This is a genomic window from Ornithinimicrobium carbonis, assembly GCF_977012275.1.
The window spans coordinates 545805-567964 of record NZ_OZ348993.1 but is presented as its reverse complement, the minus strand read 5'-3'; the positions used below and the strand labels follow the sequence as shown (position 1 = coordinate 567964).

Sequence of the window (22160 nt, the reverse complement as noted above, 5' to 3'; positions counted from 1 at the left end):
TGGGCCCATGAGTCGCACCGCACATCCCGACGAGGCCCCCGCCAGCCAGGCGCTGCTCGACCGTGCCCGCGCGGTCATCCCCGGGGGGGTGAACTCCCCGGTGCGCGCCTTCGGTTCCGTGGGCGGCACCCCGAGGTTCATGAGCTCCGGCAAGGGCCCCTGGCTGGTGGACGCCGACGGTCGCCGCTACGTCGACCTCGTCTGCTCGTGGGGCCCGATGATCCTGGGGCACGCCCACCCCGACGTGCTCCGGGCGGTGACGGAGGCGGCGGCGGACGGCTTCTCCTTCGGCACGCCGACGGCGCGCGAGGTGGCCCTGGCCGAGGAGATCGTCGCCCGGGTCGGACCCCTCGAGTCGGTCCGGCTCGTCAACTCCGGCACCGAGGCCACGATGAGCGCGATCCGGCTGGCCAGGGCCTTCACCGGCCGGTCCGTGGTGGTGAAGTTCGCCGGCTGCTACCACGGCGCCGTCGACGCCCTGCTCGCCTCGGCCGGGTCGGGGGTGGCCACGTTCGCGCTGCCGGACTCCCCGGGCGTGCCGCCCAGCAGCGCGGCCGAGACGGTCGTGCTGCCCTACAACGACCTCGCCGCGGTGGAGGCCGTCTTCGCCGAGCAGGGCGGGCAGATCGCGGCCGTGATCACCGAGGCAGCACCGGGCAACATGGGCGTCGTGCCGCCTGCACCCGGGTTCACCGCGGGCCTGCGGCGGATCACCCAGCAGCACGGGGCCCTGCTCGTCAGCGACGAGGTGATGACCGGCTTCCGCTGCTCGGCCTCCGGCTGGCTCGGCCTGGAGGGTGTCCCGGAGGAGGGCGCACCCGACCTGTTCACCTTCGGCAAGGTCATGGGGGGCGGCTTCCCCGCCGCGGCCTTCGGCGGCCGGGCGGACGTCATGGCGATGCTGGCCCCGGCCGGGCCGGTCTACCAGGCGGGCACGCTGTCGGGGAACCCGGTCGCCTCCGCCGCCGGGCTGGCCACCCTGCAGGCGTGCACGCCGCAGGTCTACGCCCGGCTCGACGAGGTCGCCGACACCCTCACCGCGGCGGTGAGCGACTCCTTCGGGCGGCACGGCATACCCCACCGGATCCAGCGGGCGGGCTCGATGTTCAGCGTCTTCCTGCGCGAGGGGGAGGTGCGCGACTACGACGACGCACGGGACCAGGACGCCGTCCGCTTCGCCCGGTTCTTCCACGCCATGCTGCGCCGCGGCGTGCACCTGCCGCCGAGCTGCTACGAGTCGTGGTTCGTCTCCGCCAGTCACGACGACGCGGCGGTCGAGCACGTCGTCGAGGCGATCGCGGGGGCGGCGGCCGAGACGGCCTGATCGTCCAGTGCCGTCCCAGGATGGCGTGAGACGATCCGCGCCATGCCCTCCGCCGCCCGCGAGCCCCGCGCCCTGCCCGACGGCACCCCGGTCACGACCGTCCACGTCGTCCGGCACGGGGAGGTGGAGAACCCCGCCGGGGTCCTCTACGGGCGGCTGCCGGGGTACCGCCTCTCCGAGCGCGGGCGGGAGATGGCCCTGGCCACGGCGCAGGCGCTCTCCGACCGGGACCTCACCCACGTCCTCGCCTCACCGCTGGAGCGGGCCCGCGAGACGGCCACGCCGATCGCCAGCGCCCACGGCCTGGAGGTCTCGACCGACGAGCGGCTCCTGGAGTCCACCAACCACTTCGAGGGGCTCACCGTCGGCCGGGGGGAGGGTGCCCTGTGGCGGATGCGTCACTGGGCGGCCTTCGTGGACCCGTTCACCCCCTCGTGGGGCGAGCCCTACCGCGAGGTGGCGGCCCGGATGCGCGAGGTGCTCGACGACGTGCGCCGGCGCGCCGAGGGTCACGAGGCGGTCATGGTCAGCCACCAGCTGCCGGTGTGGATCCTGCGGCGCTCGCTCGAGGGACGGCGCCTGTGGCACCACCCCCGTCACCGGGAGTGCTCCCTGGCCTCGGTCACGAGCGTGCTCTTCCACGGGATCCACCCCGTCCGCGTCTTCTACGACGAGCCGGCCGCCCACCTCCTGCCCGGGGCCCTGGACGTGACCGGCACCTCCACGGCGGTGATCGAGGCGTGAGGAGGATCTCCGGTGCCCTCCTGCCCCTGCTGGCCGTCGGAGCGCTCCTCGCCGGCTGCAGCGCGGAGGGCAGCACGATCAACGCCCAGATGCGCGAGGGGGACCAGAAGGGCTACGTCGCCGGCGACGGGTCCATCGAGAGCCTGACGCCGGAGCAGCGCAGCACCCGGGTCGCCCTGGAGGGGACCACCCTGGAGGACGAGCCGTGGGCGCTCGCGGACCAGTCCGGCACGGTCGTCGTCATCAACGTGTGGGGTTCCTGGTGCGGCCCCTGCATCGCCGAGACGCCCGACCTGGAGGAGGTCGCCACCGGGCTGCGCGAGACCGGTGAGCCGGTGCAGTTCATCGGGGTCAACTCCCGGGACTCGGTCCCCAGCGCCCAGGCCTTCCAGGAGAAGTACGACGTCTCCTACCCCTCGCTGCAGGACGACGGCGGCCGCACCCGGGCGCAGCTGGGCAGCATCGCGGTGGCCACCCCCACGACCCTGGTCGTGGACGGGCAGGGCCGTCTGGCGGCACGGGTCAGCGGGCAGGTCGACGCGGCGACCCTGCGCGGGCTCGTGGACGACGTGCTGGCGGGGGAGACCGCAGGGTGAGCGAGCTCGTCCTCTCCGGCCCCCTCCTGGGCGCCGTGCTGGTCGCCGCGCTCGCCGGCCTGGTCTCCTTCGCCTCCCCCTGCGTGCTGCCGCTCGTGCCCGGCTACCTGGGCTACCTCGGGGGGATGGCCCCCGGCGCGCCGGGCCCCGTCGCCGGGGCGGACCGGGCGGCCGGTTCCGTCGGCCGGGCGGGGACCTGGCGCCCGGTGGCGGGGGCGGCCCTCTTCGTCCTGGGGTTCTCGGTGGTGTTCATCGCGATGAGCGTGGTCATCTCCGGGCTCGGGCTGGCCCTCATCGAGCACCAGGGTCTGCTGCTGCGGATCGGCGGGGCGGTGGTGGTGGCCCTCGGGCTGGTCATGGCGATGCAGCCGTCGTTCTCCTGGCAGCCGCGGTGGCGTCCCGCCGCCGGGCTGGCGGGCGCGCCGCTGCTCGGCGTGGTCTTCGGCCTGGGCTTCTCCGCCTGCACCGGCCCGGCCCTCGCGGCGATCCAGACGCTGGGCACCTCGATCATGCCCGGGACGGGGCCGGAGATGGTCGGCAGAGCGGTCGTCCTGGCAGTGGCCTACTGCGCCGGTCTCGGTGTCCCCTTCCTCCTCGTCGCCGCCGGGATGGGCCGGGTCTCCCGAGGGTCCTCCTGGCTCCGCGACCACCACCTGGTCATCCAGCGCGTCGGCGGCGGTCTGCTCGTGCTGCTGGGCCTGCTGATGGTGACCGGGGTGTGGGCCGAGGTCACCGCCTGGATCCAGGCCCGGCTGACCAGCGACTTCACCACGGTGATCTGACGATGGGCACCGACCGGGGCACCCGGGCCGACGGGGTCGACGTGGAGGCGCCGCAGCGGATCGAGCCGTCCTACCCCAAGAACCGCGCGACGCTTGGCGGCCCGCGCCTGGGTCCGGCCGGCTGGGCACGGTGGGCCTGGCGGCAGCTGACGAGCATGCGCACGGCGCTCGCGCTGCTGCTGCTGCTCGCCGTCGCGGCGGTCCCGGGCTCGATCTTCCCCCAGCGCGGGGTGGACCCCGTCCGGGTGCGCCGCTACCTCGAGGACAACCCGGGCGCCGGTCCCTGGCTGGACCGCCTGGGGATGTTCGACGTCTACTCCTCGCCGTGGTTCGCCGCCATCTACCTGCTGCTCATGGTGAGCCTCGTGGGCTGCATCCTGCCCCGGTCGGCCCAGCACCTGAGGGCACTGCGGGCCCTGCCCCCACGCACGCCCCGACGGCTGCAGCGGCTGCCGGCCCACCGGGAGGCGCAGGTCGGCGCGGCCCCCGAGGAGGTGGTCGCCGCCGCCCGGCAGGTCCTGGCCGGCCGCCGGTTCCGCATCCGGCCGCAGGAGGACGGTGCCCTGGAGGTGTCCGCCGAGAAGGGCTACCTCAAGGAGACCGGCAACCTCGTCTTCCACCTGGCCATCCTCGGTGTGATCGTCTCGGTCGCCGTGGGCGACCTGTTCGGCTGGCGGGCGGAGGTCATCGTCAAGGAGCGCGAGACCGTGACGACCGGTCCTGCGGCCTTCGACACCCTCGACCTGGGGCCCCTCGTCGACCCCGACGACCTGCCGGTGTTCTCGCTGCGGCTGGACGAGCTCGACGTCGAGTTCGAGGCGGAGGCGGAGGGCGCCCAGTTCGGCCAGCCGCGGGTCTTCGCCGGGCAGGTCACGGTGCAGGAGGCGCAGCAGGCCCCCTCCACCCAGGAACTGGCCGTCAACGCCCCGGTCGGCGTCTCGGGCACCTCGGTCTTCCTGCTCGGCAACGGGTACGCCCCGGTGGTCACCGTCCGCGACGCCGACGGTGAGATCCTCTTCAGCGACGCGGTCACCTTCCTGCCCCAGGACAACACCTACTCCTCCACCGGGGCGATCAAGGTGCCCGCGGCCGACCCGGGGATGGGCTTCGTCGGGGGCTTCCTGCCGACGCTGACCTTCGATCCCGAGCTGGGTCCCACCTCGGCCTTCCCCGGGCTCGTGGACCCCGCCCTGGTGCTGACCGTCTTCGAGGGCGACCTGTTCCCCCAGGGGCGCGCCCAGTCGGTGTTCAGCATCGAGACCGACACGATGGAGCAGGTGATGCAGGAGGACGGGACGCCGACCCGCCTGCTCGTGCGCCCCGGCGAGGTGGTCGACCTCCCCGGCGCCCGGGGCACCCTGGAGCTGGAGACGGTCGTGCGGTGGGGGGGCCTGCTGGTGCGCCACGACCCCGGCCGGATCCCGGCGCTCGCCTCGGCCGTCGCCGCCATGCTGGGGATGATCCTCATGCTGGGGGTCCGCCGGCGCCGGGTGTTCGTGCGGGTGGACGCTCCCGACGGTGCGCGACGGCATACTGGGATCACCGTCGCGGCCCTCCCCAAGGGCACGGACCCCGGGCTGGAGGACCTCGTCGAGCAGGTCCTCGACCAGATCCTGGACGCGGCCGGTGGCCGCGCGACGCAGAAGGACGGAACCGTATGACGAACACCACGCAGGCGCTCGCCTCCGACTACCTCGTCTGGGGCGCGGTCGTCGTGCTCGCCCTGGCCCTGCTCGCCTTCTCGGTGCACCTGGCCGTGACCGGGTCCGCCCGGACCCGCCGCGCCGACCGTGCCGAACCGGCCGACGACCGGGCCCCCCGGGCGGCGGTCGTCGGAGCCGGCGTCGCCGGGAGCGGTGAGGGCGCCGGGAGGCTCGACGCCGACGGCCTCGACCCCGCCCGCACCGCCCGCACCGACGGCGCCGGGAGCGACGTCACGGAGTCCACCGGCGGCACGACCCCGCCCGGCCACCCGGCCGGGTCGCCCGCACCGACGCGCCGGTGGGGGGTGGTCGGCCTGCAGCTGACCTGGCTGGCCACCTTCGCCGTGGTGGCCGGCACCGTGCTGCGTGCGCTGTCGGTCTCCCGGGCGCCGCTGGGCAACATGTACGAGTTCGCGCTCGTGACGGTGTCCTTCGCCCTCCTCGTCTACTCGGGCTGGAGCCTGCGGCGCGACCGTCTGTGGCTCGGCGCGTTCATCGTGCTGCCGGCGCTCCTGATCCTCGGGGCGGCCCGCCTGTGGTGGTACACCGAGGCCTCCCAGCTCATGCCCGCCCTGGACAACATCTGGCTGGTCATCCACGTCACGATCGCCACGCTCTCGATCGCGCTCTTCACGATCGGCGCCGCGCTGGCCACCGCCTACCTGCTCAAGGACCGGGCCGAGCGGCGCGGGGGAGCCGACGGCTGGCTCGCGGCCCTGCCCGGGGCGCAGGCACTGGAGCGGATGACCTACGGCATCCACATCTTCGCCTTCCCGCTGTGGACCTTCGCGCTGGTCTCCGGAGCGGTCTGGGCCGAGCAGGCCTGGGGCCGCTACTGGGGCTGGGACCCCAAGGAGACGTGGACCTTCGTCATCTGGGTCGTCTACGCGGCCTACCTGCACGCCCGCGCCACCACCGGGTGGAGCACCCGCCGGGCCACGGTCGTGGCCCTGGCCGGCTTCGGCTGCGTCATCCTCAACTACACGGTCGTGAACCTCCTCATGACCGGTCTGCACAGCTACTCCGGAGTGAGCACGTGATCGCCGTCCGCTACACCGTCATGCGCCTGATGATCTTCTTCGGGTTCCTGGCCCTGTTCGTCCTCGTCGGGCTGGACCAGATCTGGGCGCTGGTCTTCGCCGCCCTGTTCTCGATGGTGACGTCCTACTTCCTGCTCGCCCCCGACCGGGAGCGCCTGGCCCGGGGCGTGGAGCGCACGGTCGAGGAGCGCATCTCCCGGCGGGAGCGCAAGGTCGACGAGGGACGCACGGCCGAGGACGAGGAGGACGCCGAGATCGACGGCCCCGGGCGCCCGCGGGACGTCTGAGTCCCGCGGGGGTCCGGCCGGTCAGGCCAGCGCGAGCCCCAGGGTGAGAGCGGCGGCATACCCCAGCTGGAGCAGGCCGGTCCGCCCGAGCGCGGGCAGCAGCTCACGCCCGTAGGTCTCGCCGAGCACCTGCCGCACCGGGGTGAGGGCCAGGGGCGCCGCGAGCAGCCCGAGCAGGGCGGTGGGGTGCTGGACGGCGGCGAGGAGGACGGCCACGAAGGCACCCACCACGAGCCACAGGTAGAGCCGGCGGGTGCGCGGGTAGCCCAGGCGCACCGCCAGCGTGCGCTTGCCCGCGGCCCGGTCGCCCTCCAGGTCGCGCAGGTTGTTGGTGACGAGGATCGCCGAGGGGAGCAGGCCGCAGCCGATCGCCCCGCCGACCGCGCCGAGGTCGAGGGTGTGGGCCTGCGTGTAGGTGGTGCCGAGCACGGCGAAGAGCCCGAAGAAGACGAAGACCATGACCTCGCCCAGCCCCCGGTAGCCGTAGGGGTTGCGGCCGCCCGTGTAGTGCCAGGCGGCCCACAGCGCCGCGGCGCCGGCCAGCGCCAGCCACAACGTGTTGGACAGCGCCACGAGGGCCAGACCGGCCAGGCTGGCCGCGAAGAAGCAGGCGAACGCGGCGGTCCTGACGTTGCGCGGGTCGGCCACCCCGCTGCCGACCAGACGCAGCGGGCCGACCCGGTCGGCGTCGGTGCCGCGGATCCCGTCGGAGTAGTCGTTGGCGTAGTTGACCCCGACCTGGAAGCCGAGGGCCACGACCAGGGCGAGCAGTCCCAGCCCGAGGTCGGCCCGGCCGGCGGCGTGCGCGGCCGCGGTGCCCACCATGACGGGGGCGACGGCGGCCGGGAGCGTGCGGGGGCGCGCCCCCTCGATCCACTGGGCGAGGGTAGCCATGGGGCCGGCTCTACAGTCCCTTCAGGAAGTCCGGGTCGTCGTCGGGTCCCAGCGGGCCGCGGGGCGGGCCTCCGCCCCCGCGGGGCCCGAGGATGGACTCCAGGATGCTCACGGGCCGGCCGGCGACGAGCCAGGCGGCCCCGCCGACGAGGGGGAAGAGCAGGATCATGACCAGCCAGAGGGGCTTGGGCAGGCCGCGGACCTTGTCGTCCTCGGTCTGCACCGCGTCGACGACGCAGTAGATGGTCAGCGCGATCAGCGCGACGGACAGGACAACTCTCAGCACGTACCGCTCACCTCCTGACCCTGACCCTGACGTCCGTGCGGACGTCGAACCTCCATTCTGCCATCCGTGAGCCAGGCTCCCGTCACGTCGGGGCCTCCTGCAGCAGCCTGGCCACCCGCAGGCGGTCCGGTTTCCCCGAGGGCAGCAGGGGTATGGCGTCGCCCACCAGCAGCCGGCGTGGCAGTGCGTGGCGGGGCAGGGTGGACGTCAGCGCCTCGCGCACCCGGCCCAGGTCCGTGCCCGCGCCCCCGGCCGCGGGGCCGGTGAGGACGAGCAGGGCGGCGACGACCTGCCCCCACTCGGGGTCGGGGACGCCGACGACGAGCGCGTCCTCGACCTGCGGCACCGTCCGCAGCGCGGCCTCCACGTCCCGCGGCTCGACCTTGTGCCCCCCGGTGACGATCAGGTCGTCGAGCCGGCCGAGGATCTGCAGACGCCCCTCCCGCAGGCGTCCGCGGTCACCGGTGACGAACCACCGCCGACCGTCCTCGACGACGAAGGAGGCGGCGGTCAGGTCGGGGTCGTCCAGGTACCCGTCGGCCAGCACCGGCCCCGCGATCCGGACGCGGTCGTCCGGAGGACCGGTGCGGACCAGGACGCCGGGCAGGGGACGGCCGTCGTAGACGCACCCGCCCGCGGTCTCGCTCATGCCGTAGGTGCGCACGACCCGGACGCCGGCGGCCTGCGCCCGGGCCAGGAGGTCGGGCTCCGCCGCCGCACCGCCCAGCAGGACGGCGTCCAGCCGGGCGGCCGCCGCCGCACCGGGTCCCTCGCCGAGCACGCGGTGCAGCTGCGTCGGGACCAGCGAGGCGTACAGGGGCACCCGCCCCTGCGCGCTGCTGCGGCGGCCCCGCCCGGCCGCCTCGTCCACCGCGCGGACGAAGGCGGCGCAGGTGAACGGCCTCCCCTGCGCCAGGGCCACCGGGACGGTCCCGGCGAGGACCGACCGGGCGAGGACCTGCAGCCCGGCGACGTGGTGGGTGGGCAGGGCCAGGACCCACCGGCCGTGTCCTCCCAGGACCGCGGCGGTGGCCTCCCCCGAGGCCCGCAGCGCCGGTGCTCCGAGCCGGACCCGCTTGGGGCGGCCCGAGGAGCCCGACGTGGCCACGACGACGGCGGGTCCGTCCGCGGGAGCGGCCGGGTCCAGGATCTGCTCCAGGCGTGCGGACACCTCGGACCAGCGGGCCCCGGCGGGCACCACGAGGTCGTCCGGGTGGGTGCGGAGCACCCCGGCGGACGAGGGCGGGCGGGTCACGTCAGCGGGGGTCCGGCGGCACGAACGAGCGGTCGAGGTCGACGTACCAGCGACCCTCGATGCGGGTCAGCGTGATCGTCTCCTCGCCCAGGGAGTCGGCGAACAGCGGCGAGACGTTGTCGCGGTCCACGACCGCGGTGTCCCCGTCCACCTCGGCGCCGGCGATCTCCATCCCGGCCAGCATCGTCGCCCCCTCCTCGTCCAGGCCCTGGGCGTCGACCTCCTCGGCCAGCACCACGGGCAGCAGCTCCGCGCAGAGCTCCTGATCCTCCTCGACCTCGCTCATCGGGCGCTGGACGTCGCTGAAGGAGACCATGTGGTCGCAGGCGGCGGGGTCGGCCCGCACCATGGCGGCGACGAAGGCCTGGGCCACGTCGGCGGCCGCCTGGCCGTCCTCCCCGCCCTCGACCTCCTCGGGGTCCACGGTGGCCCGGGAGGTGTCGGCACCGTCGGTGGTGGCGTCCCCGTCGGTGCCGGGGTCGATGCCGGGGTCGGTCCCGTCCGGGCCGGCGGTCGACCCGCCCGCGTCGTCCCCAGCGCCGGTCCCACCGTCGGTGGTGGCCGGGTCCTCCGGCGCGGCGTCCCCCGTCGGCGCCGGTGGTGCCTCCGGGGACCCGTCCCCGCTGCAGCCGGACAGAGTCAGCGCGGCCACGGTCAGGACGATGAGCGGTGCGCGTCGCACGGGTCGTTCCTCCCCGGTGGCCGGACTGCGGACGGATGCTCTCCAGTCTCCCACGGTCGCGGGGCGCGGCGCAGATGCTCTCAGTAGTACCAGGGGAAGCCGGACCAGTCGGGGTCGCGCTTCTGCAGGAACGAGTCCCGGCCCTCCACCGCCTCGTCGGTCATGTAGGCCAGCCGGGTGGCCTCGCCGGCGAAGACCTGCTGCCCCATGAGCCCGTCGTCGGTGAGGTTGAGGGCGAACTTGAGCATCCGCTGGGCGGTGGGGCTCTTGCCCATGATCTCGCGGGCCACCTGCAGCGCCTCGGCCTCCAGGTCGGCGTGGTCGGCCACGATGTTGACCGCGCCCATGCGCTGCATCGTCTCCGCGTCGTAGGTCCGCCCCAGGAAGAAGATCTCACGGGCGAACTTCTGGCCGACCATCCTGGCCAGGTAGGCCGAGCCGTAGCCGGCGTCGAAGCTGCCGACGTCGGCGTCGGTCTGCTTGAACCGCGCGTGCTCGCGGGAGGCGATCGTCAGGTCGCACACCACGTGCAGGCTGTGCCCGCCTCCGGCGGCCCAGCCGTTGACCACGGCGACCACGACCTTGGGCATGGTCCGGACGAGCCGCTGGACCTCCAGGATGTGCAGCCGGCCGCCCTCCGCCTTCACCCGGGCCTCGTCGACCCCCTGCGCCGTGGGGTCCGCGTCCGGGGCGCTGGCGTACTGGTAGCCGGACCGCCCCCGGATCCGCTGGTCGCCGCCGGAGCAGAAGGCCCACCCCCCGTCCTTGGGAGAGGGGCCGTTGCCGGTGAGCAGCACCACCCCGACGTCGGGGGATCGGCGCGCGTGGTCGAGCACCCGGTAGAGCTCGTCGACGGTGTGCGGACGGAAGGCGTTGCGCACCTCCGGGCGGTCGAAGGCGATCCGGACGCAGCCGACGTCGCGGGCCCGGTGGTAGGTGACGTCGGTCAGCTCGAACCCCGGCACCTCCTCCCACGCCTGCGGGTCGAAGGTCTCCGAGACGGACCGGGCGTCCGCACCGCCGTCCTGGGTGTCGAGGCTCTCGTGACCGACGTCGTGAGCGTCGTCGTCGGGCGTCGTCGAGGGGTCGGGGGTGCGCTGCTCGTCCACGCCGATCACCCTAGTCGGGGCGGGGAGGGCTCTTCCGGCGGGAGCCGGGCGCGGCCTACGGAGCCACCGGGTCGATCCCGAGGGACCGCAGGAGGTCGACGACCCGCCGGCGGATCTCGTCGCGGATGGGCCGCACGGCGTCCACCCCCTGGCCGGCCGGGTCGTCCAGCTCCCAGTCCTCGTAGCGCGTGCCCGGGTAGATCGGGCAGGTGTCCCCGCAGCCCATCGTGATCACCACGTCGGAGGCCTCGACCGCCTCGGTGGTCAGGACCTTGGGGATGCCGCCGGAGATGTCCACGCCCACCTCGGCCATGGCCCGGACCGCGGCGGGGTTCACCGCGTCCCCGGGGGCCGAGCCGGCGGAGCGGACCTGCACCCGGTCGCCGGCGAGGTGCTCCAGCCAGCCGGCCGCCATCTGGGAGCGGCCGGCGTTGTGGACGCAGACGAACAGGACGCTGGGGGTGCTCACGGAATCTCCTGACGGACGGGGGTGCGGACGGGGAAGCGGCGGCGCAGCGCCAGGGACACGTAGACCAGGCCGACGAGGACGGGCACCTCGATGAGCGGACCGACGACGCCGGCCAGGGCCTGGCCGGAGGTGACGCCGAAGGTCGCGATGGCCACGGCGATCGCCAGCTCGAAGTTGTTGCCCGCCGCGGTGAAGGCCAGCGTGGTCGTGCGCTCGTAGGTCATCCCGAGGACCCACCCGAGCGCGAACCCCATACCCCACATGATCCCGAAGTAGAGCAGGAGGGGCACGGCCATCCGGGCCACGTCCAGCGGCTGGGAGGTGATCCGCTCGCCCTGCAGCGCGAAGAGCAGCACGATCGTGAACAGCAGTCCGCGCAGCGCCCAGGGGCCTACGACCGGCAGGAACCGCTCCTCGTACCACTCCCGGCCGTGGGCGCGCTCGCCCCAGACCCGGGACAGCCACCCGGCCAGCAGCGGGATGCCCAGGAAGATGAGCACCGACTTCGCGATCTGCCACGGGCTGACGTCCAGGGCCGCCTGCTCGAGACCGAGCCAGCCCGGCAGCACCGTGAGGTAGAACCAGCCGAGGCCGGCGAAGGCGAACACCTGGAAGATCGAGTTCAGCGCCACGAGGACGGCCGCGGCCTCGCGGTCGCCGCAGGCCAGGTCGTTCCAGATGACGACCATGGCGATGCAGCGGGCCAGGCCGACGATGATGAGCCCGGTGCGGAACTCCGGCAGGTCGGGCAGGAACAGCCAGGCCAGCGCGAACATCAGCGCCGGCCCCACCAGCCAGTTGAGCGCCAGCGAGCTGAGCAGCATCCGGCGGTCCGCGACCACGGTGTCGAGGCGGTCGTAGCGGACCTTGGCCAGCACCGGGTACATCATCACCAGCAGGCCCAGGGCGATCGGCAAGGAGATGCCGTCGATCTCGACCGCGCCCAGCCAGGCGTCCAGGCCGGGCACGAGGCGGCCCAGCAGCAGGCCCAGGACCATGGCCACGCCGATCCACACCGGCAGGTAGCGGTCGGTCGTCGACAGCTGCGCGGTCGGCTGCGGCGGGGCGAGGGGAGGGGAGGTCATGGAGGTCCTTGCGGTCGCGACGGCGCTGCGGTTGTATCGACGACTGTCGAAGAACGCGCACCCGCAGTCTTGCCCAGGGCTTCGATCCTTGTCAAAGTATGCAGATGAGCCCGACGACCCTCGCCGCCCCCGACCCCGCCAGGCCGGCGCGGGCCGTCGACCCCGAGGTGGACGGGGGTCCGGGAGAGGGTCTGCGCCCCGCCGACGGCCCGGTCTGCTCGCCCACCTGCTGCCCGGCCGACGGGCTGGCCGTCGGGGAGGCCGAGGAGCTGGCCGGCCTGCTCAAGGCGCTCGCCGACCCGGTCCGGCTGCGGCTCTACTCCCGGATCGCCGACGGCGACGGGGAGACCTGCGTCTGCGACCTCGGGGACGTCGGGGTCTCCCAGCCCACCGTGTCCCACCACCTGCGCAAGCTGCGCGAGGCGGGGCTCATCGAGAGCGAGCGGCGCGGGACCTGGGTCTACTACCGCCCGGTGCGGGACGCCCTGGCGCCGCTGCAGCACGTGGCGCACTGGTCGGCCGACCGCTGAGGCCGGCCCGCGCCGAAGCCGCTCCTCGGGGGTGGCCACCGGGCCGTCCTCGCCGGGCGCCCCGGCCCTGCCCTCAGGGGCGGCGGGCGCGCACGAACGCGCTGGCGAAGGTGCCGTCGAGGGCGTCGACCAGCTCCTCCTGCGACAGTCCTGCCGGCAGCTCCGAGGGGTCGACCTGGTCGGCCAGCTCGACGAGCTCGGCCCGGGAGTAGCGCCGGGTGATCTCGACGCCCACGTCGGTGAAGCCGGCCGCCATGAGGATCTGGACGTACTCGTCGGCGTGCAGCGCGCCGGAGATGCAGCCGGTCCACAGGGCCACCACCGGTGCCAGCTCGTCGGCCACCGGTCGCAGCAGGACGATGTCGGAGACCGCCAGGCGGCCGCCGGGGCGCAGCACCCGGTGGGCCTCCCGGGCGACCGCGGGCTTGTCGGGGGAGAGGTTGACCACGCAGTTGGAGATGACGACGTCGACCGCGCCGTCCGGCAGCGGCACGTCCTCGATCGCGCCCTTCAGGAAGGTGGCGTTGTCCACCCCCGCCTCGGCCTGGTGGCGTCGGGCGAGCTCGAGCATCTCGGGTGTCATGTCGACGCCGTAGGCGGTGCCGCCGGGAGCGACGCGGCGGGCCGAGAGCAGCACGTCGAGGCCGCCCCCGGAGCCGAGGTCCAAGACGTCCTGCCCCGGCCGCAGGTCGGCCAGCGCCGTCGGGTTGCCGCAGCCCAGGGAGGCCGCCAGCGCTCCCGCCGACGGTGCCTGCGCGGGGTCGTAGAGGTCCGCGCTCATCGGGTCCTTGGTGGTCCCCTCGCAGCAGCCGCCCGAGGGTCCGCAGCAGCCGGGGTCCCCCTCGGCGGCCGGACGGCTCACGTCGGTGAGGGCGAGCGCGTGCCGGGCCGAGGCGGCATACCTGGCCCGGACCAGCGCACGGACGTCGTCGCGGTCACCCTCGACGGGGGTCGCCGGGGTGCCGGCAGGGGTGGCGGTGGTGCTCATGGGCGACCTCCTGGTCGTTGCATCGATGAATGTCGAATCAAGGTCCAGTGTGCTCCGGGCGGTGCGCGCTGTCAACGCCCCGTCCTCGTAGGCTGGCCCGGTCCGACCGCCCGTCGAAGGAGCGACCACGTTGACGCAGCCGCCCGCGCCGCAGCCGGGGCCCGAGCTCGACGGCCTGCCCTCCCTGGAGGACCTGCTCGCCGCCGCCCACGTGGTGGACCTGCCGATGCGCGTGCGCTTCCGTGGCGTCCTGCGCCGTGAGGTGGTCCTGCTGCGGGGCCCGCTCGGGTGGGCCGAGTGGGCCCCGTTCGTGGAGTACGACGACCGGGACGCCGCCCGCTGGCTGGCGGCCGCGGTCGAGCTGGGCTGGCGCGGGCTGCCGGACCCGGTGCGCACCGAGGTGGGGGTCAACGCCACTGTCCCGGCGGTCGGGCCCGCGGACGTGGCCGGGGTGCTGGCCCGCTTCCCCGGGTGCCGGACGGTGAAGGTCAAGGTCGCCGAGGGCGGCGAGGAGCTGACCGACGACCTGGCCCGGGTGGCCGAGGTGCGGCGGGTGGCGGGGCCGGGCGCCCGGGTGCGGGTCGACGCCAACGGTGCCTGGGACGTCGAGCAGGCGCGGGCGGCGCTGCGCCGGCTGGCCCGCCACGACCTGGAGTACGCCGAGCAGCCGTGCGCGACCGTCGAGGAGCTGGCGGCCCTGCGGGTGGCTCTGGCCCGGGACGGCACCGACGTGCCGGTCGCCGCCGACGAGTCGGTCCGCCGGGCCGAGGACCCGCTGCGGGTGGCCCGCGAGGAGGCCGCCGACCTGGTCGTCGTCAAGGTGGCCCCGCTGGGCGGGGTCGCCCGGGCGCTGGCCGTCGTGCAGGCGTGCGGCCTGCCGGCCGTGGTGTCCTCGGCGCTGGACACGTCGGTCGGGCTGGCGGCCGGCGTGGCCCTGGCGGCCGCTCTGCCGCGGCTGGACCACGACTGCGGGCTGGGGACCGCCGCGCTCCTGGCCGCGGACGTCGTGCCCGAGCCCCTGCTCCCGGTGGGTGGGCGGCTGACGACGGCCCGGGCCGACACGGCCCGCAGCGCCGTCGACCCCGCCCTGCTGGCGGCATACCGGGCCCCCGCGGAGCGGGAGCGGTGGTGGCGCGACCGGCTGGGGCGCGCGCACGCGGTCCTGGCCGGGACCCGTGGCCGGGACCGCCGGACCGGCGGGGTCTGACCCACCTCGGCCGCAAGGTTTTACCTTCCCGAAACGCGCGTAACGCAACCGTTACGCCGACGCGCCCGCTCCCGAAACATCGCTGCCCTTGACTGACGGGACCACGGTTCGTCCGCCCCCGAGGGCGTGGCCGGACGGGCCGTCCACCGCAACTCTTCAGGAGGCAACAGATGGAACTCACCGCAGGTGACGTCTGGGTCATGGTGTCCGCGGCCCTCGTGCTGCTCATGACGCCGGGTCTGGCGTTCTTCTACGGCGGCATGGCCCGCGCCAAGGCCGCCCTCAACATGGTGATGATGAGCTTCGTCTCGATCGGCATGGTCGGGGTGGTCTGGGTGCTCTGGGGCTACGGCATGACCTCGGCCCCCGGGGTGCTCGGCGGGCTCGTGGGCGACCCGTTCGCCGACCTGGGCCTGGCCCAGCACGTCGGCACCGCCGACCTCGTCGGGATCGGTTTCGGCGCGACCTTCGCGATCATCACCGTGGCGCTCATCTCCGGGGCGGTCGCCGACCGGACCCGCTTCGGCGCCTGGTCGGTCTTCGTGCCGGTGTGGGTGACGCTCGTGTACTGCCCGCTGGCCTTCATGGTCTGGGGCGGCGGGCTGCTGTCGGCCGACGGAGCCGTGGGGCGGGTCTTCGGCGAGGCGATCGACTTCGCCGGCGGCACCGTCGTGCACATCAACGCCGGACTGGCCGCGCTGGTGCTCGTCTACATCATCGGCTCCCGGGCCGACTTCGGCCGGACCAAGGGCTTCCACCGCCCGCACAACATCCCGCTGGTGATGATCGGCACCGCGCTGCTGTGGTTCGGCTGGTTCGGCTTCAACGGCGGTGCCGCGGGCACCGTCGAGGAGGCCGGCCTGATCTGGGTCAACACGATGGTCGCCCCGGCCGCCGCGATGCTGGCCTGGATGCTCACCGAGCGGGTCCGCGACGGCCGGCCCACCTCCATCGGTGCCGCCTCGGGCGTGGTCGCGGGGCTCGTCGCGATCACCCCGGCCTGCGCCAGCGTCTCCCCGCTGGGCGCCGTCCTCATCGGCCTGCTGGCCGGCGTCGGGTCCGCCCTGGCGGTCGGCCTGAAGTACCGCTTCGGCTACGACGACGCCCTCGACGTCGTCGGGGTCCACCTGGTCGCCGGCATCATCGGCACCGTGGCCATCGGCTTCCTGGCCCTGCCCGTCGACGGCGCGGGCGGCGGCCTCCTCTACGGCGGCGGCGCCGACCAGCTGGTCGCCCAGCTCGCGGCCACCGTCTTCACTGTGCTCTACACCGGCGTGCTCACCGCCCTGATCGGGCTGGCGATCGCCCGGACCATCGGGTTCCGGGTCAGCGCGGAGGACGAGGCCCGCGGGGTCGACCTCTCCGAGCACCGCGAGTCCGCCTACGCCTTCGGCGACGGGGATGCCTCCGACGTCGTCGAGGAGGCCCGCGTCTAGCAGGACCGCGCGCGGGTCAGGGCGGGGCACCTCCGGTCGGGGTGCCCCGCCCGTCCGTGCGCCCGGCCTCCAGGAGCGCCAGCAGGAGGCGCCGCAGCTCCGTGCGGTCGTCCGGGGAGAGGTCGCCCACGGCGGCGTCGCCCGCGGCCCGGCGCTCGTCCCGCACCCGCCCGACCAGGTCCGAGCCGCGGGTGGTGAGGGTCAGCAGCACCGCCCGCCGGTCGGAGGGGTCGGGGGCGCGGACGAGGAGGCCGGCGGCCTCGAGGGCGTCGGCGACCTCCGTGGCCGACCGGGGGGCGATGCCCAGGTGCTCGGCCAGGGCGGAGACGCGGGCGCCGGCGGTGCTGCCGCCCTCCCCACCCCGGCGGGTGAGCCGGGCCACCGCGAGCAGGCCCCGCTCCTGGTGCGGCGTCAGACCGTGGTGGGCGGCCTCCTGCGCGCCGACCCGCCGCCAGCGCCGGGCCAGCCGCAGAAGCAGGTCCACCTCGCTGAGGTCGGCGGGATCGGGCACCCCGCAGGTATGCCGCGGGGCGCCGGGCGCGTGGCCGTCGCCGGGGTCCGGGGAGGGTGGGGCGGACGAGGACGGCATACCCGGATCCTAGGGGCGGGGGGAAATAAAGAGGCAACCTCACTATGTTGACACCACTGCGCCGTGCGGCGCGGCCGGCACCGACGACCGGCCACCACGGAAAGGAGACGCGGATGACCGACGTCTCGAGCCTCGCCCCCGGCACCGGGGAGCGCGGCGACGGCGGACGCGGTGGACGCGGCCCCGGCGCCGGAGCCCGCCCCGACCCCCGCGACCGCGCCCAGCTGGCCGCCCACCCCGTCAGCGGCCGCCGCGTCCTGGCCCTCTTCGCCCCCCACCGGCGCGCCGTCGCCGCCGTGCTCGTCCTGATCGTCACCAGCTCGGCCCTCGGGCTGGTCGCCCCCTTCCTGGTCAAGGAGATCGTCGACGTGGCGATCCCCGAGCAGGACGTGCGGCTGCTGCTCGTGCTCGTCGGCCTCATGGTGGGGGCCGCGGTCGTGACCGCCGTGCTCGGGGTCCTGCAGACCTGGATCAGCACCACGGTCGGCCAGCGGATCATGCACCGCCTGCGGACCGACCTGTTCACCACCCTGCAGCGTCAGCCGCTGGCCTTCTTCACCCGGACCCGCTCGGGCGAGGTGCAGTCCAGGCTCACCCACGACGTGTCGGGGCTGCAGGGCGTGGTGACCTCGACCGCCACCTCGCTGGCCGGCAACGTGGCCACCGTCGTCGGCACGCTCGTCGCGATGGTCGTCCTGAGCCCGGCGCTGGCGCTGCTGTCCCTCGTCGTCATCCCGCCCGCGGTCCTGGTCACCCGGTCCGTCGCCCGGCTGCGGCGCGACGCCACCGACCGCCGGCAGAAGGCGCTCGCCGGGCTGCACGCCCAGGTCGAGGAGTCGCTGTCGGTCAGCGGGGCCCGCCTCAGCAAGACCCTGGGGGCGGGGGAGCGGCTCGCCCGCCGGTTCTCCGACCACAGCGCCGGCCTGCTGGACCTGGAGGTCGCCGCACAGATCGCCGGCCGGTGGCGGACCGCCACGATGGGCATCGTCTTCGCCGTGGTGCCGGCCGCGCTCTACCTCGTCGCCGGCCTTCCCGTGACCGGCGCCGGCATCTCCATCGGCACGCTCGTGGCGTTCACCGCCCTGCAGGCCGGGATCTTCCGTCCGGTGATGGGGCTGCTCTCGGTCGGCGTGCAGGTGACCGCCTCGATGGCGCTCTTCAGCCGGATCTTCGAGTACCTCGACCTGCCGGTCGAGGTCGCCGAGCCCGACCCGGCGTCGGCCCGGACCCTCGACCCGACGCACGCGCGCGGCGAGCTGCGGCTGGAGGGGGTCACCTACCGCCACCCCGGCGCCGTCCGCGACGCGCTCGCCGACGTGGACCTCGTCGTCCCGGCCGGTGCCACCGTGGCCCTGGTCGGTGCGACCGGCTCGGGCAAGAGCACGCTCGCCTCCCTGCTGACCCGTCTGGACGACCCCACCCGCGGGCGGGTGCTCCTCGACGGGATCGACCTGCGGGACCTGCCCTCGGCCGAGCGCGCCGCCGTGGTCGGGGTCGTGTCCCAGGAGACCTACCTGATCCACGCCTCCGTCAGGGAGAACCTGCGCCTGGCCCGGCCGGAGGCCACCGACGAGCAGCTCGTGCAGGCGGCCCGGGACGCCCAGATCCACGACCACGTGGCCGGCTTGCCCGACGGCTACGACACGGTCGTGGGGGCCCGCGGCCACCGCTTCTCCGGCGGGGAGCAGCAGCGGCTCGCGCTGGCCCGCACCCTGCTCCGCGACCCCCAGGTGCTGGTCCTCGACGAGGCCACCAGCGCCCTGGACACCCGCACCGAGGCGGCCGTTCAGGCGGCCCTGGACCGGGTGGGCCGGGGGCGCACGGTGGTGACCATCGCCCACCGGCTCTCCACCGTGCGCGAGGCCGACCTCGTCGTCGTCCTGGACGCCGGCCGGGTGGTCGAGCAGGGAACCCACGCCGAGCTGCTCGGGCGACAGGGTGCGTATGCCGCGCTCGTCGCCGCCGGGACGGTCGGCGCTCGCCCCGCCCCGGACGGAGCTCCGGTCGCGCAGGTCGGGCGCGTGGGCCTGGCGGCCTGAGGGGGCGTGGGCGGGGAAAGGTGTTCGCCAGGCCCGCCGCGGGGCGATATCCTCGGCGGACGCACCATTTCCCCCCAACCACTTCGTGAGGTGTCCCGTGCCCACCGGCAAGGTCAGGTTCTACGACGAGGACAAGGGCTTCGGCTTCCTCGCCAGCGACGAGGGCGACGACGTCTTCGTCCCCCGCACGGCGCTGCCCGCCGGCACGGAGACGCTCACCCGCGGCACCCGGGTGGAGTTCGACATCGTCGCCGGTAGGAAGGGCGACCAGGCGCTGCACGTGCGGCTGCTCGACCCGCCGCCCTCGGTCTCCCGCGGGCTGACGCTGCGCGACCGCAAGCCCGCCGAGGAGATGGTGGTCGTCGTCGAGGACCTCATCACCCTGCTGGACCAGACCTCGACGTCGCTGCGCAAGGGCCACTACCCCGACCGCGCCCACGGTGCCACGCTGGCCAAGGCCCTGCGGGCCGTCGCCGACCAGTTCGAGGCCGGGAGCTGACGCCGGTGGCCGCCCCCAAGGCCGACGCCGTCCTCACCTCCGCCGTGGAGGTCGCCCGGCTGGCCGCCGAGGAGATCGCCGAGCCCGGCACGGTGGGGGAGCACCTCGGCGTCGCCATGGAGAGCGACCGGGTCGCGACCCACTCCTTCGCCTGCACCGCCCGGGCCTACCCGGGCTGGCGCTGGGCAGTCACCCTCGCCCGCGCCTCGCGGGCCCGCCGGGCCACGGTCTCCGAGGTCCACCTGCTCCCCGGCGAGGGGGCGCTGCTCTCCCCGGAGTGGGTGCCCTACGCCGAGCGCCTGGCCCCCGGGGACATCGGGCCGCAGGACCGCACGCCCTACGTCGAGGAGGACCCGCGGTTGGAGCCCGGGTGGGAGGCCACCGGGGAGGAGGACGTGGACCAGGTCGCCACCTGGGAGCTGGGTCTGGGACGACCCCGGGTGCTCTCCGCCGAGGGCAGGGACGCCGCCGCCACCCGCTGGTGGGAGGGCGAGCACGGACCGACGAGCGACACCGCGCGCAAGGCTCCGGCCCCCTGCTCCACCTGCGGCTACTTCGTCCCGATGGCGGGCGCCCTGCGCTCGGTCTTCGGCGTGTGCGCCAACGAGTGGTCGCCCGCCGACGGGTCCGTGGTGGCGCTGACCTTCGGGTGCGGGGCGCACAGCGAGGTGGACGTCGAGCGGCGCCCTCCGGAGCGCGTGGACCCGCCGGTGCTGGACGACGAGTCCGAGATCGAGTTCCTCGAGCGCTGACCCGGCCCGTCAGGCCATCTCGGCGTTGCCGCGTCCGCGCGTCAGGTAGACGTGCCCCAGCGCTCCACCGACCAGGCCCGCGACCGGGATCCACACCCACCACTCCCGGCCGTCGGACCGCAGGGCGGGGACGAGGAGCAGGAGCAGCAGGGCGACGGCCCAGAGGAGCAGGCCCCAGCGGACCAGCACGACGGTGCGCACCCGGCTCTGCGGGACCGTGATGTCGTCCGGTGACGGAGTTCGGGGGGCCTGGTCCACGGCACTACGCTAGCGCGCATGCCCGACACCTCCGCCGGCACCCGCGTGCCCGGATCCGCCCAGTCCGGATCGACCCTCGACCGCTACTTCCATATCACGGAGCGGGGCTCGACGGTGGCCCGCGAGATCCGCGGCGGTCTGGCCACCTTCTTCACGATGGCCTACATCATCGTGCTCAACCCGCTCATCATCGGGACCGTTCCCGACGGGACCGGTGAGTTCCTCGCCGGCGGCGACCTGGCGGTCATCGCCGCGGTGACCGCGCTCGTGGCCGGCGTGATGACCATCCTCATGGGCGCCGTCGCCAACTATCCGCTCGCCCTCGCGACGGGTCTGGGCCTGAACGCGTTCGTCGCCTACGGGGTGGCCAGCCTGGAGGGGATGACCTGGGCGGACGCGATGGGTCTGGTGGTCCTGGAGGGCCTCATCATCCTGGTTTTGGTCCTCACCGGCTTCCGGGAGGCGGTCTTCCGGGCCATCCCGGCCCAGCTGAAGGTCGCGATCAGCGTGGGCATCGGCCTGTTCATCACGATCATCGGCCTGGTGGACGCCGGGGTGGTCCGCAAGCCCGTCGGAGGCCCCGTCCCCGTGGAGCTGGGCGTGGGCGGGTTCCTCGCCGGCTGGCCCACCCTCGTCTTCCTCGTCGGGCTCTTCCTCATCGCGGCCCTGCTCACCCTGCGGGTCCAGGGCGCCATCCTCTACGGCATCATCACCGCCACCGTGCTGGCGATCGTCGTGGAGGCGGTCGTCCAGGTCGGTGCGCAGGCCCCGGACGGGAGCAACCCGACGGGCTGGGGCCTGAACGTCCCGGCGCTGCCGGAGTCGCTGGTGCGCACGCCCGACTTCAGCCTGCTCGGCGAGTTCAGCCTGCTCGGGTCGTTCTCGGCCATCGGGGCGACGGCCGTCCTGCTGCTCGTCTTCACGCTCATGCTCGCGGACTTCTTCGACACGATGGGCACCATGGTCGCGGTCGGCGCCGAGGCCGACCTGCTCGACGAGGAGGGCAACCCGCCCAACACCCGCCGCATCCTCGTCGTCGACTCCCTGGCGGCCGCCGCCGGCGGTGCCGCCGGCGTCAGCAGCAACACCTCCTACATCGAGTCCACCGCCGGCGTCGGCGAGGGGGCGCGCACGGGTCTGGCCTCCATCGTCACGGGGGTCCTCTTCCTGCTGGCCACCTTCCTCTCCCCGCTCGTGGCGGTCGTGCCGCACGAGGCCGCCACCCCGGCCCTGGTCATCGTCGGCTTCCTCATGATGCAGCAGGTGACCGGCATCGACTGGGACGACCTGGAGATCGCCCTGCCGGCCTTCCTCACCATCGTGCTCATGCCGTTCACCTACTCGATCACCGCGGGCATCGGCGCGGGTTTCGTGGCCTACGTGCTGCTGAAGGTGGTCCGCGGCAAGGCGGGCAGCGTGCACGTGCTCATGTGGATCGTCGCGGTGCTCTTCCTGGTCTACTTCGGGATCGACCCCATCCAGGGCTGGCTCGGCGTCTGAGGTCCGCCGACCGACCCCCCCAGATCTGCCCGCGACCGCCCCGCGACCGGCCGTGCTCCCGGGGCGGGCTGCGCGCAGAGTCGTTAGGTCGGGTAATGACCTAGAC

At 74.4% G+C, this 22160-nt stretch carries 24 protein-coding genes; 14 read left to right on the top strand and 10 right to left on the bottom strand.

Annotation, left to right across the window (positions count from 1 at the left end; genetic code table 11):
- Nucleotides 1-7 precede the first annotated feature (7 nt).
- The 7 genes from hemL to ACWHYA_RS02620 are packed head-to-tail and all read left to right on the top strand — an operon-like array spanning nt 8 to nt 6476.
- Nucleotides 8-1324: a glutamate-1-semialdehyde 2,1-aminomutase gene (gene hemL / locus ACWHYA_RS02650; protein ID WP_425939154.1), complete on the top strand. Its 1317-nt coding sequence runs from the start codon at nt 8-10 to the stop codon at nt 1322-1324.
- 42 nt (nt 1325-1366) lie between these two features.
- Nucleotides 1367-2068, top strand: coding sequence for a histidine phosphatase family protein (locus tag ACWHYA_RS02645; protein WP_425939156.1), 702 nt, complete (start codon nt 1367-1369; stop codon nt 2066-2068).
- Entirely contained in the window at nt 2065-2664 is a 600-nt protein-coding gene (locus tag ACWHYA_RS02640) for a TlpA family protein disulfide reductase (protein WP_425939158.1), read from the top strand. Before ACWHYA_RS02645 ends, ACWHYA_RS02640 begins: the two co-directional genes overlap by 4 nt.
- Nucleotides 2661-3446, top strand: a complete 786-nt coding sequence (locus ACWHYA_RS02635) for a cytochrome c biogenesis CcdA family protein (protein WP_425939160.1) — start codon at nt 2661-2663, stop codon at nt 3444-3446. Before ACWHYA_RS02640 ends, ACWHYA_RS02635 begins: the two co-directional genes overlap by 4 nt.
- A gap of 2 nt (nt 3447-3448) precedes the next feature.
- Nucleotides 3449-5107, top strand: a complete 1659-nt coding sequence (resB, locus tag ACWHYA_RS02630) for a cytochrome c biogenesis protein ResB (RefSeq protein WP_425939162.1) — start codon at nt 3449-3451, stop codon at nt 5105-5107.
- Nucleotides 5104-6189: a c-type cytochrome biogenesis protein CcsB gene (gene ccsB / locus ACWHYA_RS02625; protein WP_425939164.1), complete on the top strand. Its 1086-nt coding sequence runs from the start codon at nt 5104-5106 to the stop codon at nt 6187-6189. Before resB ends, ccsB begins: the two co-directional genes overlap by 4 nt.
- Nucleotides 6186-6476, top strand: coding sequence for a DUF4229 domain-containing protein (locus ACWHYA_RS02620; protein ID WP_425939165.1), 291 nt, complete (start codon nt 6186-6188; stop codon nt 6474-6476). The genes ccsB and ACWHYA_RS02620 overlap by 4 nt, the downstream gene beginning before the upstream one ends.
- Nucleotides 6477-6497: 21 nt before the next feature.
- Here the strand turns inward: ACWHYA_RS02620 and ACWHYA_RS02615 are convergent, their stop codons facing one another.
- From ACWHYA_RS02615 to arsB, 7 genes are all read right to left on the bottom strand, one after another.
- Entirely contained in the window at nt 6498-7370 is an 873-nt protein-coding gene (locus ACWHYA_RS02615) for a 1,4-dihydroxy-2-naphthoate polyprenyltransferase (protein WP_425939166.1), read from the bottom strand.
- A gap of 10 nt (nt 7371-7380) precedes the next feature.
- A complete protein-coding gene (locus tag ACWHYA_RS02610) occupies nt 7381-7656 on the bottom strand; it encodes a PLDc N-terminal domain-containing protein (protein WP_425939168.1) in 276 nt (91 codons plus the stop codon).
- Between the two features lie 82 nt (nt 7657-7738).
- A complete protein-coding gene (locus ACWHYA_RS02605; RefSeq protein WP_425939170.1) occupies nt 7739-8911 on the bottom strand; it encodes an AMP-binding protein in 1173 nt (390 codons plus the stop codon).
- Between the two features lies 1 nt (nt 8912).
- Entirely contained in the window at nt 8913-9593 is a 681-nt protein-coding gene (locus tag ACWHYA_RS02600; RefSeq protein WP_425939172.1) for a hypothetical protein, read from the bottom strand.
- A gap of 80 nt (nt 9594-9673) precedes the next feature.
- Nucleotides 9674-10702 (bottom strand): 1,4-dihydroxy-2-naphthoyl-CoA synthase, encoded by a 1029-nt coding sequence (locus ACWHYA_RS02595; RefSeq protein ID WP_425939174.1) that lies wholly within the window; start codon nt 10700-10702, stop codon nt 9674-9676.
- A gap of 55 nt (nt 10703-10757) precedes the next feature.
- Nucleotides 10758-11171 (bottom strand): arsenate reductase ArsC, encoded by a 414-nt coding sequence (locus ACWHYA_RS02590; RefSeq protein ID WP_425939176.1) that lies wholly within the window; start codon nt 11169-11171, stop codon nt 10758-10760.
- Complete coding sequence (gene arsB, locus ACWHYA_RS02585; RefSeq protein WP_425939178.1) at nt 11168-12256, bottom strand: ACR3 family arsenite efflux transporter; 1089 nt, start codon at nt 12254-12256, stop codon at nt 11168-11170. The genes ACWHYA_RS02590 and arsB overlap by 4 nt, the downstream gene beginning before the upstream one ends.
- Before the next feature lie 104 nt (nt 12257-12360).
- On the opposite strand from arsB, the gene ACWHYA_RS02580 reads away from it, so the two are divergent.
- A complete protein-coding gene (locus tag ACWHYA_RS02580; protein WP_425939179.1) occupies nt 12361-12786 on the top strand; it encodes an ArsR/SmtB family transcription factor in 426 nt (141 codons plus the stop codon).
- Between the two features lie 73 nt (nt 12787-12859).
- Here ACWHYA_RS02580 and arsM read toward each other — a convergent pair whose 3' ends face one another.
- Nucleotides 12860-13774 carry an arsenite methyltransferase gene (arsM, locus tag ACWHYA_RS02575; protein WP_425939181.1) on the bottom strand — a complete coding sequence of 305 codons (915 nt, stop codon included), beginning with the start codon at nt 13772-13774 and terminating at the stop codon, nt 12860-12862.
- Between the two features lie 130 nt (nt 13775-13904).
- Between arsM and ACWHYA_RS02570 the strand changes: the two genes are divergently transcribed.
- A complete protein-coding gene (locus tag ACWHYA_RS02570) occupies nt 13905-14981 on the top strand; it encodes an o-succinylbenzoate synthase (protein ID WP_425939183.1) in 1077 nt (358 codons plus the stop codon).
- Between the two features lie 170 nt (nt 14982-15151).
- On the top strand, nt 15152-16417 hold the full coding sequence (locus tag ACWHYA_RS02565; RefSeq protein WP_425939185.1) for an ammonium transporter: 1266 nt from the start codon (nt 15152-15154) through the stop codon (nt 16415-16417).
- Between the two features lie 16 nt (nt 16418-16433).
- Here the strand turns inward: ACWHYA_RS02565 and ACWHYA_RS02560 are convergent, their stop codons facing one another.
- On the bottom strand, nt 16434-17006 hold the full coding sequence (locus tag ACWHYA_RS02560; RefSeq protein WP_425939187.1) for a MarR family winged helix-turn-helix transcriptional regulator: 573 nt from the start codon (nt 17004-17006) through the stop codon (nt 16434-16436).
- A 113-nt stretch (nt 17007-17119) separates the two neighbouring features.
- Between ACWHYA_RS02560 and ACWHYA_RS02555 the strand changes: the two genes are divergently transcribed.
- The 3 genes from ACWHYA_RS02555 (at nt 17120) to ACWHYA_RS02545 (ending at nt 20296) form a co-directional block, all read left to right on the top strand.
- On the top strand, nt 17120-19045 hold the full coding sequence (locus tag ACWHYA_RS02555; RefSeq protein ID WP_425939188.1) for an ABC transporter ATP-binding protein: 1926 nt from the start codon (nt 17120-17122) through the stop codon (nt 19043-19045).
- Between the two features lie 97 nt (nt 19046-19142).
- Entirely contained in the window at nt 19143-19544 is a 402-nt protein-coding gene (locus ACWHYA_RS02550) for a cold-shock protein (protein ID WP_425939190.1), read from the top strand.
- A gap of 5 nt (nt 19545-19549) precedes the next feature.
- Nucleotides 19550-20296 carry a DUF3027 domain-containing protein gene (locus ACWHYA_RS02545; protein WP_425939192.1) on the top strand — a complete coding sequence of 249 codons (747 nt, stop codon included), beginning with the start codon at nt 19550-19552 and terminating at the stop codon, nt 20294-20296.
- 9 nt (nt 20297-20305) lie between these two features.
- Here ACWHYA_RS02545 and ACWHYA_RS02540 read toward each other — a convergent pair whose 3' ends face one another.
- The gene (locus ACWHYA_RS02540) at nt 20306-20554 is read right to left on the bottom strand and encodes a DUF2530 domain-containing protein (protein WP_425939194.1); all 249 of its coding nucleotides are present in this window, start codon (nt 20552-20554) and stop codon (nt 20306-20308) included.
- An 18-nt stretch (nt 20555-20572) separates the two neighbouring features.
- On the opposite strand from ACWHYA_RS02540, the gene ACWHYA_RS02535 reads away from it, so the two are divergent.
- A complete protein-coding gene (locus tag ACWHYA_RS02535) occupies nt 20573-22054 on the top strand; it encodes an NCS2 family permease (protein ID WP_425939196.1) in 1482 nt (493 codons plus the stop codon).
- The last annotated feature ends 106 nt before the right edge of the window (nt 22055-22160 follow it).